General features: G+C 70.7%; 14 protein-coding genes. 8 read left to right on the top strand and 6 right to left on the bottom strand.

Features of this window, described 5'->3' with window-relative positions; translation table 11 throughout:
• Positions 1-148 precede the first annotated feature (148 nt).
• The gene (locus tag ASH02_RS16410; RefSeq protein ID WP_057295088.1) at positions 149-805 is read right to left on the bottom strand and encodes a response regulator; all 657 of its coding nucleotides are present in this window, start codon (positions 803-805) and stop codon (positions 149-151) included.
• On the bottom strand, positions 802-1,953 hold the full coding sequence (locus ASH02_RS16405) for a sensor histidine kinase (RefSeq protein WP_057295087.1): 1,152 nt from the start codon (positions 1,951-1,953) through the stop codon (positions 802-804). The genes ASH02_RS16410 and ASH02_RS16405 overlap by 4 nt, the downstream gene beginning before the upstream one ends.
• 98 nt (positions 1,954-2,051) lie before the next feature.
• Here ASH02_RS16405 and ASH02_RS16400 point away from each other — a divergent pair, with 98 nt between their 5' ends.
• From ASH02_RS16400 to ASH02_RS16375, 7 genes are all read left to right on the top strand, one after another.
• Complete coding sequence (locus ASH02_RS16400) at positions 2,052-2,786, top strand: DNA alkylation repair protein (protein WP_235539060.1); 735 nt, start codon at positions 2,052-2,054, stop codon at positions 2,784-2,786.
• Positions 2,787-2,832: 46 nt separating this feature from the next.
• Complete coding sequence (locus tag ASH02_RS26430) at positions 2,833-2,985, top strand: DUF4177 domain-containing protein (protein WP_162262596.1); 153 nt, start codon at positions 2,833-2,835, stop codon at positions 2,983-2,985.
• The gene (locus ASH02_RS16395) at positions 2,982-3,440 is read left to right on the top strand and encodes a RidA family protein (RefSeq protein WP_057295086.1); all 459 of its coding nucleotides are present in this window, start codon (positions 2,982-2,984) and stop codon (positions 3,438-3,440) included. Before ASH02_RS26430 ends, ASH02_RS16395 begins: the two co-directional genes overlap by 4 nt.
• A 3-nt stretch (positions 3,441-3,443) precedes the next feature.
• Entirely contained in the window at positions 3,444-4,316 is an 873-nt protein-coding gene (locus ASH02_RS16390; protein WP_057295085.1) for an NUDIX hydrolase, read from the top strand.
• Between the two features lie 10 nt (positions 4,317-4,326).
• Positions 4,327-5,133: an MBL fold metallo-hydrolase gene (locus tag ASH02_RS16385; protein ID WP_327152816.1), complete on the top strand. Its 807-nt coding sequence runs from the start codon at positions 4,327-4,329 to the stop codon at positions 5,131-5,133.
• A gap of 117 nt (positions 5,134-5,250) precedes the next feature.
• Positions 5,251-6,465: a Na+/H+ antiporter NhaA gene (nhaA, locus tag ASH02_RS16380; protein ID WP_057295083.1), complete on the top strand. Its 1,215-nt coding sequence runs from the start codon at positions 5,251-5,253 to the stop codon at positions 6,463-6,465.
• Between the two features lie 47 nt (positions 6,466-6,512).
• Complete coding sequence (locus tag ASH02_RS16375; protein WP_057295082.1) at positions 6,513-6,908, top strand: phage holin family protein; 396 nt, start codon at positions 6,513-6,515, stop codon at positions 6,906-6,908.
• Positions 6,909-6,988: 80 nt separating this feature from the next.
• On the opposite strand, the gene ASH02_RS16370 is transcribed toward ASH02_RS16375, so the two are convergent.
• Genes ASH02_RS16370 through nth form a run of 4 tightly spaced genes read right to left on the bottom strand, consistent with a single transcriptional unit; the run spans position 6,989 to position 10,174 of the window.
• Positions 6,989-8,164: a MarP family serine protease gene (locus ASH02_RS16370; protein ID WP_056679800.1), complete on the bottom strand. Its 1,176-nt coding sequence runs from the start codon at positions 8,162-8,164 to the stop codon at positions 6,989-6,991.
• Positions 8,161-8,862 (bottom strand): NUDIX hydrolase, encoded by a 702-nt coding sequence (locus tag ASH02_RS16365; protein WP_056679803.1) that lies wholly within the window; start codon positions 8,860-8,862, stop codon positions 8,161-8,163. Before ASH02_RS16365 ends, ASH02_RS16370 begins: the two co-directional genes overlap by 4 nt.
• Positions 8,859-9,473, bottom strand: a complete 615-nt coding sequence (locus ASH02_RS16360; RefSeq protein WP_056890329.1) for a TlpA family protein disulfide reductase — start codon at positions 9,471-9,473, stop codon at positions 8,859-8,861. The genes ASH02_RS16365 and ASH02_RS16360 overlap by 4 nt, the downstream gene beginning before the upstream one ends.
• Positions 9,470-10,174, bottom strand: coding sequence for an endonuclease III (nth, locus tag ASH02_RS16355; protein WP_235539058.1), 705 nt, complete (start codon positions 10,172-10,174; stop codon positions 9,470-9,472). The genes ASH02_RS16360 and nth overlap by 4 nt, the downstream gene beginning before the upstream one ends.
• A 136-nt stretch (positions 10,175-10,310) precedes the next feature.
• Here nth and ASH02_RS16350 point away from each other — a divergent pair, with 136 nt between their 5' ends.
• The gene (locus ASH02_RS16350) at positions 10,311-10,988 is read left to right on the top strand and encodes a Crp/Fnr family transcriptional regulator (protein ID WP_056679811.1); all 678 of its coding nucleotides are present in this window, start codon (positions 10,311-10,313) and stop codon (positions 10,986-10,988) included.
• Positions 10,989-11,141 lie beyond the last annotated feature (153 nt).

Here is an 11,141-nt window from a genome sequence, read left to right as displayed (position 1 = left end):
CAGCGGGGGCCGCTCAACGGCCCTAGGTGGTCCGGCCCGGTCGGACCGAGTGGGCCCCGGCACTCGGCCCGACCGGGCCGGAGTCCCGAGTGCCGGCCCGGTCCTGTTCCAGCGCCGGTGCTTCCGGGCGCTGGTCTCGCCCCGGGCCTCAGCCGACCAGGCCGGACTCGTAGGCGAGCACGACGAGCTGCACGCGGTCGCGGGAGCCGGTCTTGGCCAGGACCCGGCCGACGTGCGTCTTCACCGTCGCCTCGGCGACCACCAGGTCGGCGGCGATCTCCGTGTTGGAGAGCCCGCGCCCGATCAGGGTGAGGACTTCGTGCTCGCGCTCGGTGAGTACGGCGAGGCGGGAGTCGCGCGAGCGTTCAGCGCCGGGTTCGGGCAGCGTCGAGGCGAAGTGGTCGAGCAGTCGCCGGGTGGTGCTGGGGGCGACGACGGAGTCTCCGGAGTGCACAGAGCGGATGGCGTCGAGCAGGTCGGCCGGCCGGGCGTCCTTCAGCAGGAACGCGGCCGCGCCGGACTTGATCGCGGCGAACGCGTATTCGTCGAGGTCGAAGGTGGTCAGCACGATCACCCGTGGCGAGTCGGGCCGAGCGGCCAGGAGCCGGGTGGCCTCGACACCGTCCATGCGCGGCATCCGGACGTCCATGAGCACGACGTCAGCTGCGGTCACCGCGAGCTTCTCGGTGGCCTCGGCGCCGTCGCCGGCCTGGCCGACGACCGACATGTCGTCCTGGGACTCGACCAGCATCTGGAAACCGGCGCGGACCATCTCCTGGTCGTCGACGAGGAAGACCCGGATCATGTGGGAATCCTTGCAGAGACAGCGAATCCGCCACCATCGGCCGGGGCCGCGGTCAGGGTCCCCCCGTGCACCGTGACCCGTTCGCGCATGCCCAGCAGGCCGAGCCCCTTGCCGTCGGAACGCGACGCGGCTCCGCGGCCGTCGTCGGTCACGTCGAGGTGCAGCTCGCCGTTCCGGTGCACGAGGTCGAGTCGGACGTGCGCCACCCCGGCGTGCTTGCGCACGTTCGTAAGCGCCTCCTGCGCGATGCGGTAGACGGCCAGGCCCACGCCTTCGGGGACCTCGGGCATCGGGTCGGGCAGATGGGCCACGAGGTCCATGCCACTGGCGCGGGTCTCCTCGACGAGGTGGAGCAGGTCGACCAGGCCGGGCTGCGGGGCGGTGCCGGATCCGCCGTCGGAGCGCAGCAGACCCAGCATGCGGCGCATCTCCGTGAGCGCGTCACGCCCGGTCTCAGAGATCGTCTGGAGCGCCGTGGTCGCGGCGCCAGGGTCCTTGGCGGAGGCGTAGCGGGCGCCGTCGGCCTGCACCACGATCACGGAGAGGCCGTGGGCCACGACGTCGTGCATCTCGCGGGCGATGCGGGCGCGTTCGTCCTGTGCGGCCAGCTGCGCCTGCTGGACGGCCTCGCGCTCGAGTCGTTCGCCGCGCTCGACCAACGAGGCGACGTACGCCGCCCGGGTGCGACCGAGGGTGCCGAGGGCCCAGGCTGCCGCGACGATGGCGGCGATGGACAGGAAGTACGCCGTGTAAGCGGTGGGCGTCCCGGCGGTGGGGTAGGGGCTCAGCCAGTCGTACGACGACACGCCGGCACCGATCACGCCGACCGCCAACACGGCGAATCCCCAACGTGCACTGGCGAAACGCGCCACCGAGTAGACCGCGACCGGGAAGGCGACCTGGCCCCAGATCGGCTCGTCGAGCACCACCGCCTGCAGCAGCGACGCCGCCACCACCACCGTCGCCGAGGCGACCGGATGCTGCCGGCGCCAGAACAGGGGCACGAACTGGACCAGGCACAGCAGGCCGACCGCGGGGTCGAAGCCGCCGAGCAGGGTGCCGGCGACGGCGGTGAAGACGAGGAACCCGGCCAGCGAGGCGTCGAGGACGCGCTGTCCGCGCTCGTCGAGTCGCCACGGCTGCCGCATGGCCAGAGACTATGCGGCGCGGGCCCGTCGTACGTCAGACCGTGGTCTGATCCTCGGTGGCGTCGGGCGGGCGGTGTGTGCGCAACTACGCTGACGGCGTGCCGCACGCGATCCGACCCGACGAGCTCGTCGCGATGGTGCGCGACCAGATCGCCGCCGCGGCCGACCCGGAGAAGGCGCCGGCCATGCAGGCCTACATGAAGTCGACGATGCCCTACCGCGGCGTGACCTCGCAGCCACTCACCCGCCTGTGCCGCGACGTGTACGCCGAGTGGGTGCTGCCCGACGAGGAGTCGTGGCGCGAGGCGGTGCTGGAGCTCTGGGACGACGCGGAGTTCCGTGAGGAGCGGTACGCCGCGACGACGCTGGCCGGCCACCGGCTCTACCGCGAGCACCGGCAGCCCTGCACGCTGGACCTGTGGCGGCACCTGGTCGTGACGGGCGCGTGGTGGGACCACGTCGACGACGTCGCGACCCACCGGGTCCGTGAGCTCCTGGAGCGCTTCCCGGACACGGTCACGCCCACACTGCGTGACTGGGCCGTCGACGACGACCTGTGGCTGCGGCGTACGGCGATCATCTGCCAGGTCGGGCTGCGCGAGCGGATCGACCGCGAGCTCCTCACGCACGCGATCGACGCCAACCTCGACGGCTCCACGCGCACCAGCCCGCCGGAGTCGCCGTACGGCCGGGAGTTCTTCGTGCGCAAGGCGATCGGGTGGGCGCTCCGCGACCATTTCCGAACCGACCCGGACTGGGTGCGCGCGTTCGTCACCGAGCGCGAGGGCCGGCTCTCGGGGCTGTCGCGGCGCGAGGCCCTCAAGCACGCGTGACAGGGCTGCTCGAGGTCCTCGGACGGGCGCGAGTAGGGTGCCGAGCATGACGAAGTGGGAATACCAGGTGGCGCCGATTCCGCTCCACAACGAGGCCCTGATGCTGAACAACTTCGGCCAGGACGGCTGGGAGCTGGTGCAGCTGCAGACCAACGCGCAGGGCGGCACCGTCGCCTTCTTCAAGAGGCCGATCGCATGAGCGCCGTCGAGGACCGCCTCGCCGAGCTGGGCCTGGCCGTTCCGGAGGTGGCCAAGCCGGTCGCCGCCTACGTGCCCGCCGTGCGCTCCGGCAACCACATCTTCACCTCGGGCCAGCTGCCCATGCAGGCCGGCGAGCTGATGGTCACCGGCAAGGTCGGCGGCGAGGTCTCCGAGGAGGAGGCGCTCGCCTGCGCCCAGCAGTGCGCGCTCAACGCGATCGCCGCCGTGAAGTCCGAGATCGGCGACCTCGACCAGGTCAAGCGCATCGTGAAGGTCGTCGCGTTCATCGCCTCGACGCCCGACTTCACCGGGCAGCCGCGGGTGGCCAACGGTGCCTCCGAGCTGTTCGGCAAGGTCTTCGGCGACGCGGGTGTGCACGCGCGCTCGGCGGTCGGCGTACCCGTCCTGCCGCTGGACGCACCGGTCGAGGTCGAAGTCATCGTCGAGGTCTGATCCGTGGATCCCACACGCACCCTGCCGCCCGGCTTCCTCGAGCAGGCCCGGGAGTTCATGGACGGCACTCGTGAGCCGGCCGCGCCGCGGTCGGCCTCGACGGTCGTGCTACTGCGCGACGGCGACGGTCGACCCGGCGGCCTGGAGTCCTACCTGCTGCGCCGTCACGTCGGCATGAAGTTCGCCGCCGGAATGAGCGTCTTCCCCGGCGGCGGCGTCGACCCGCGCGACTCCGAGGTCGACCCCTCGCTGTGGGCCGGGCCCACGCCCGAGGAGTGGGCCTCACGCATGGGGTGTACGCCGGTCGAGGCGCGCGAGCTGCTCTGCGCCGCCGTGCGCGAGACGTTCGAGGAGTCCGGCGTCCTCCTCGCCGGCACCGCCGACACCGTCGTCGCCGACACCACCGGCGACGACTGGGAGCGCGACCGGGCGGCGCTCGAGGCGCACGAGCTGGCCTTCTCCGACTTCCTGACCGCGCGCGGACTCGTGCTGCGCACCGACCTGCTCGCGGTGCTCGGCGGCTGGCTGACCCCGGTGTTCGAGCCCAAGCGGTTCCTCACCTGGTTCTTCGTGGCCGCGCTGCCCGAGGGACAGGTCACCCGCGACGTCTCCACGGAGTCCGACAAGGTGGCCTGGTTCAGCGTGCGTGACGCGCTCCGGCTGGCCGACGACGGGCAGATGATGCTGATGCCGCCGACCTACGCGACCCTCTGCGACATGTACGACGCCACGTCGCCGGCCGCGGCGCTGAAGCACGCGACGTCGGTGCCGTTCGAGATGATCACGCCCACGTTCAACCCGGAGACGAACCGCCTCGAGAGCAACGACCGCATCGTGCAGCTGGGCACCCGCGTCGGCGAGGCGCTCGCCCGATGAGCTGGTCGCGTTGAGCTGGGCCGGCGGGTCGTTCGGCGAGCGGGCGGAGTGCGTGCTCGCTCCCAACGCGAACATGATGACGCTCGACGGCACCAACACCTGGGTGCTGCGCGAGCCCGACGCCCGGCGCTCGGTGGTCATCGACCCCGGGCCGTCGATCATGAGCCACCTCGACGCCATCGAGGCCGCCTCCGGGCCGGTGGCCGCCGTACTCCTCACCCATCACCACCACGACCACTCCGAGGCCGCGCGCGAGTTCGCCGAGCGCATGGGGTGCGGGGTGCGCGCGCTCGACCCGGCGTACCAGCTGGGCAGTGAGGGCCTGGGCGACGGAGACGTGGTCGCCGTCGACGGGCTCGAGGTGCACGTGGTCGCCACCCCCGGCCACACCGCCGACTCGCTCTCCTTCCTGGTGCCGGCCGAAGGCGCGGTGCTCACCGGCGACACCGTGCTCGGCCGCGGTACGACGGTCGTGGCACACCCCGACGGGCAGCTCGGCGCCTACCTCGACTCCCTCGACAGACTGCATCGGCTGGCCGCAGAGCACTCGATCACCTCGATCTGGCCCGGACACGGGCCGGTGATCGACGACGCCCTCGCGGCGCTCGACTTCTACCTCGCCCACCGGCGCGAACGGCTGGCGCAGGTCGAGGCCGCCGTCGCCACGCTCGAGGCGCGGCCCCAGCCCGAGGGCGTGGCTGCCGACGACGTGCCCCGCCAGGTCGTCGAGATCGTCTACGCCGACGTCGACCCTGTCCTGTGGGGGGCCGCCGAGCTGAGCGTCCGCGCCCAGCTCGCCTACCTCGCCGCGACCTGAAGGACGCGAACGTCAGGGAGTATCGGTAGGGTGGGTTCTGGTGAGCCGGGAAGTCTGGTCGGCCCGTCGCGCGGAACCGCCGGCGGAAGCTCTGCAACCGACTCCTGAACGAGGACCATGTCCAAGCTCACCCGCCTGAGGTTCCTGCCCGACCCGACCACCCGCGAAGACACCTTCGTCGGCGACTTCCTGCGTCGCGAGACGGTCGGCGGAGCGGTCGCCCTCATCGCCGCCCTTGTCGCCGTGGTCTGGGCCAACTCGACGTTCGGCGACGGCTACGAACACCTTCGAGCGTTCGAGATCGGTCCGCTCAACGTCGAGCAGTGGGCCGCCGACGGGGCCCTGACGCTCTTCTTCTTCGTCACCGGGCTCGAGCTCAAGCGCGAGTTCCTGATCGGCTCGCTCAGCAAGATCTCCGACGCCATCGTCCCGGTCGTGGCGGCCGCCTGCGGCGTCGCCGTACCGGCGCTGATCTACACCATCGTCAACGTGGTGGGCGACGGGCACCGCGGCGGTTGGGCGATCCCGTCGGCCACCGACATCGCGTTCGCCCTTGCCGTGCTGGCGATCGTCGGTTCGTCGCTGCCCGGACAGCTGCGCGCCTTCCTGCTGACCCTCGCGGTCGTCGACGACCTGATCGTCATCGTGATCATCGCCGCCTTCTACGCCCACGGCTTCGACTTCGGGGCCCTCGTGCTCGCGGTCCTGTGCTGCGCCGCGTACGCCGCACTCCAGTACCTGCGCGTGCCCAACGTCCTGGTCTACCTTCCGTTCGCCGTGGGAGCCTGGTGGTTCACCCACGAGAGCGGCATCCACGCCACCATCGCCGGTGTGGTGCTCGGCCTCCTGACCCGCGTGCGCACCGACAACGCCGAGGACAGCAGCCCGGCAGAGCGGATCGAGCACGTGCTCTCGCCCTGGTCCTCCGGGGTGGCGGTGCCGTTCTTCGCCCTCATGTCGGCGGGCGTCGTCATCGGTGGTGGAGCAGAGCTGGTCGGCGACCCGGTGGTGATCGGCGTCGTGCTCGGCCTGGTCCTCGGCAAGCCGATCGGCGTGTTCGGCGGCTCCTGGCTGCTGACCAAGCTGACCCGCGCGGAGATCGACGAGGACATCAACTGGGTCGACGTCTTCGGCATCGCCGTCCTGGCCGGGGTGGGATTCACCGTCTCGCTCCTGGTCTCCGATCTCTCCTTCACCGGAGCCGAACGTGAGGCCGCCAAGACGGCCGTGCTGTTCGGTTCACTGATCGCCGCATGCCTCGGCGCGGCGATCCTGGTCGGCCGCAATCGCGTGCACCGTAGGGTCGCCGAGCAGGCCCGTGGTGACGTGTAGAGTCCGCAACGGACTGACTGACCGCGAGACACCAGGGAGCAAACCGCATGTCCCTCGACGAGGTGAAGGGCGAAGAGCCGACCATCGGAAAGCTGGTCGTCGACGCGCAACGTGACATCTCGAGCCTCATCTCCAACGAGATCAAGCTCGCGAAGTCTGAGCTCAAGGTCAGCGTCAAGGCTGGTGGCATGGGCATCGGGCTCTTCGCTGCCGCCGGCTTCATGCTGGTGCTCGCCGTCATCATCTTCTCGATCTTCCTGGCCGAGCTGATCCACTGGAACGGCGACGGCCTCGACCGCCACTGGGCCTACCTGATCGTGTTCGTCCTCTACGTCCTGATCGCCGCACTGCTCGGCTTCCTCGGCGTGCGCTCGGTGAAGAAGGTCAAGGGCCCCGAGAAGGCGATCGCCCAGGCCACCAAGACCGCGCTCAAGCGCTCCTGACGGGCCGGCGCTTCGGCCAGTTTCACAGGTGAGCCTGTGAAACTGCCCAGACGACACGATTCTGCCGCGTGGGCTGGCCTTCAGCCGGCGCAGTCGCCGGTGCTGACCTCGTTGTTGCTGGTCAGACCCTGGGCGGCGGCCTCGGTCACCGCGCCGGCGGTGAGTGCGTAGCCGGTCTGCTCGTCGGTCACCGACGCCGCGAAGATCACTCCGGTCACCTGCCCCTTGGAGTTGACCATCGGCCCACCGGAGTTGCCCGGCCGGATCAGCGCACGCAACGAGTAGACGTCGCGGATCACCGAACCGTGGCCGTAGATGTCGGGTGAGCGCAGGCGTTGCTCGGCGCGCACACGCGCCGGCTGCACGTCGTAGGGGCCGTCCTGCGGGTAGCCCAGGACGGCGGCGTCGTCGTTGGACTCGGCGTTCGTCGCGAAGTCGAGCTTGGGCCGGTCGAGGCCGTCGACGCTGAGCACCGCCACGTCGAGGTCGCTGTTGTAGTAGACGACGTCGGCGTCGACTGTGTCGTCACCGACCACCAGCTCGGGGTCGGAGACGCCGGCCACCACGTGGGCGTTGGTCATCACGCGGCCGGGCGCGTAGACGAAGCCGGTGCCCTCGACGCCACGGCCACAGCTGTTGTCGCCGTGGATCTTGAGCACGCTCTCCTGGGCGTCGGCGACGTCGGGGTCGCGCGCGATGCGTGCGTTCGGCGGGCCGACCTCGACGATGCGCTCCGGTGCGAACGGCTCGAGGTAGCGCGGGAAGAACGTCGTGCCGACCACGTTGTTGAAGGCGTTGAGCGTCTCGTAGGCGCGGGCGGGCAGCACGCTGTCGACCTTGGCCAGCACCACGGACTCGCGCACCATCGGCGTCACCGAGCCGATGCGCGAGCCGGAGACGGCCACGCCCAGCGCCCACGCGACGAGGAGTACGGCGACCGCACTGAGCGCGGCACCGCCCACGGCGTCGACCGCGCGCACGGGTTGCCAGGTGATCTGGTCGCGCACCTTCGCGCCGGCGTACTGGAGCAGCGCCTGGCCGAGGGTGGCCGACAGGACCACGATGAACAGGGCACCCATCGAGACCCACACCGACGGGTCGGCGTTGCCCAGGGCGATCGGCGCCAGCCAGATGCCGAAGAGGCCCCCGAGCAGCAGGCCGGCCGTCGCGAACGCGCCGGTGACGAAGCCCTGCCAGTAGCCCGAGAGCGCGTAGGCGAGAACGAGGAGGACGAGGATCCAGTCGAGGGCGTTCATCGGCCGGGTCCTTCCTGGAAGCGGGTGTTCGGCGGGATCTCCGAACGTGCGGGTTCACCTTGCAGCATGTAGGCGGGCAACTCGCGCACCACGCCGGTGTCCCACTCGCTGGACCACCCGACGTGCTCGAAGAGCCGCGAGATGATGCCGGCGGTGAAGCCCCACAGGATGACGTCGCGGCCGTCGCCGATCAGGAAGCCCGGGCCCAGCCAGCCGCTGGGGTGGCGCACCATGATGCGGTGCGTGGGCTCGACCAGGTCGGAGATCAGCACCCGGTGGATCGCGTGCACCTCCTCGACCGAGTGAGTGGTGACCGGCGACGGGTCGGCCCACCAGGCCAGCACCGGCGTCACTGCGTAGTTGCTCGGCGGCAGCCACAGCTCGGGCAGCTCGGCGAACACCTCGACGCCGTCGGGGTCGAGGCCCGTCTCCTCCCAGGCCTCACGCAGCGCCGCGTCGTGGGCGCTCTCGCCGGCGTCGATGCCGCCGCCGGGGAACGACACCTGACCGGGGTGGCTGCGCATCGTGTGGGACCGCTCGGTCAGCAGCAGCTCACGGCCCTGCTCACCCTCGCCGAAGAGCATGAGGACGGCGCCACGCCGCGGGTCGCTGCCCTCGGGCGGCATGAAGCGGGTCAGGTCGTGCACGGTGATGGACTGCGCGCCCTCGCGGAGCGGCTCGAGCCACTGCGGGATCACAGGGTGACCCCGAGGTGCTTCTCGACGAGGTCCTCGAGCTGGCGGAGCTTCGTGATCTTCTCGAAGCGCTGGTCGACGACCGTGCCGTCCTCGTCGATGAGGATGATGTAGGGCAGCCCGGCGATGTTGGGCAGCGGCTCCTTCAGGCTCAGGTCGGTCTGCGGGTCGGCCAGCTGCGGATAGGTGACCCCCGAGTCGCGGATCAGCTCTAGCGCCGGGCCCGGCTGGGTGTCCTGGAAATCGATGCCGAGCACCGACACCCGGTCGCCGTACTTCTCGTGGAACTGCTGGTAGATCGGCAGCTCCCGACGGCACGGCTCGCACCAGACCGCCCACAGGTTGACCACCATCGGCCCGCGGAGGCTGGAGACGTCGACGTCCTCGCCGCCGCCCAGGCAGGGCAACGTGACCTCGGGGAGGCCGCCGTCGACGTGGTCGCCGGGACCGGGCGCACACGGAGCGACGTCGGCCCGGGCCTTGAGCGTGCGCAGCGCCGGGGTGTCGACGTCGACGTCGGACTTGCCGGCCCGGTCGATCTCGGGCGGCGAGATCTTGTCGCACCCCTGCAACGCCAGGAGGACCAGCAGGGAAGCGGCCAGCGCCCTTCTCATGCGCGGCCCTCGGTGCGGACCAGCTTGGCCGCCTCGTCGGCGTCGGTCGGGCCCTCGCCGTACGCCGGGCACCAGCGCGCGATCGGGCATGCGCCGCAGGCGGGCTTGCGGGCATGGCAGATGCGGCGGCCGTGCCAGATGACGTGGTGCGACAGCATCGTCCAGTCACGCTTGGGGAACAGGGCGCCGATGGCGTGCTCGACCTTCACCGGGTCGGTCTCGTCGGTCCAGCCGAAGCGGCGGACCAGCCGGCCGAAGTGGGTGTCGACGGTGATGCCGGGGATGTCGAAGGCGTTGCCCAGCACGACGTTGGCGGTCTTGCGTCCCACGCCGGGCAACTTCACGAGGTCGTCGAGGCGGGGCGGCACCTGGCCGCCGTGGTGCTCGACGAGCGCGCTGCTGAGCTTGAGGAGCGACTCGGTCTTGGCCCGGAAGAAGCCGAGCGGACCGATGATCTGCTCCATCCTCTCGCGCTCGGCGCCGGCCATGGCAGCGGCGTCGGGATAGGCCGCGAACAGCGTCGGACGCACGGCGTTGACCCGCTTGTCGGTGGTCTGCGCGCTGAGCACGGTGACCACGAGAAGCTCGAAGGGGTTGGCGAAGTCGAGTTCGCACTTGGCCTCAGGGTAGGTTTCGCCAAGGACCCGATCGATCTTGCGGGCCCGTCGAACCAGGACCGTCTGCGATGGAGTCTGGGGCACAGCCACACCCTACGTGGAGACGCCGACAGGGCCCGGATCCTGGTCGCGTTCGGCCTTTTCGCCACCCATGGTTGATGATGTGACGTGGGCCACGGCTAGGATCGGCTCGGAACCCGCTACTACATGGGAGGAACTTGTGGACAACGACGTGCTTCGTCAGGCCCCGCTGTTCAGCGCGCTCGACGACGAGGCAGCGACGGCGCTCCGGTCGTCGATGGCCGAGTCCAGGCTTCGCCGAGGCGAGGTGCTCTTCCATGAGGGCGACTCCGGCGACAAGTGCTACGTCGTACTCGAGGGCAAGGTGAAGCTGGGTCGCACGTCTTCCGACGGCCGCGAGAACCTGCTCGCGATCCTCGGCCCGGGCCAGATGTTCGGTGAGCTCTCGCTCTTCGACCCCGGTCCGCGCTCGGCCACCGTCACCACGGTCACCGACGCCACCTTCGCCTCGCTCTCCCACGAGGACCTGCTCAAGTGGCTCGAGGGTCGCCCGATCGTGGCGCACAGCCTCCTCGGCCAGATCGCGGCCCGGCTGCGCAAGGCCAACGACGTCAACGCCGACCTGGTCTTCTCCGACGTGCCCGGTCGCGTGGCCAAGGCGCTGCTCGACCTCGCCGACCGCTTCGGCCGCACCGCCGACGACGGCGTGCACGTGCACCACGACCTCACCCAGGAGGAGCTCGCCCAGCTGGTCGGCGCCTCCCGCGAGACGGTCAACAAGGCCCTGGCCGACTTCGCCTCCCGTGGCTGGCTGCGCCTCGAGCCCCGCTCCGTGGTCATCATGGACATCGAGCGGCTCTCCCGCCGCGCACGCTGAGGCCACACGCCGTACGACGACGAAACGGCCGCCACTCCCGTGAGGGACGTGGCGGCCGTTTTCGTACGTCGTACGACGAGTGTGGCCCGACTACCGCGCCGGTGTTGACGCTTTGCACCCCGCCAGCAGGGTGCAAAGCGTCATGGACAGCGC

This window comes from Nocardioides sp. Soil796, from assembly GCF_001429525.1.
In the GTDB taxonomy this organism is placed as follows: Bacteria; Actinomycetota; Actinomycetes; order Propionibacteriales; family Nocardioidaceae; genus Nocardioides.
This window is presented reverse-complemented; position numbering and strand designations above follow the sequence as displayed.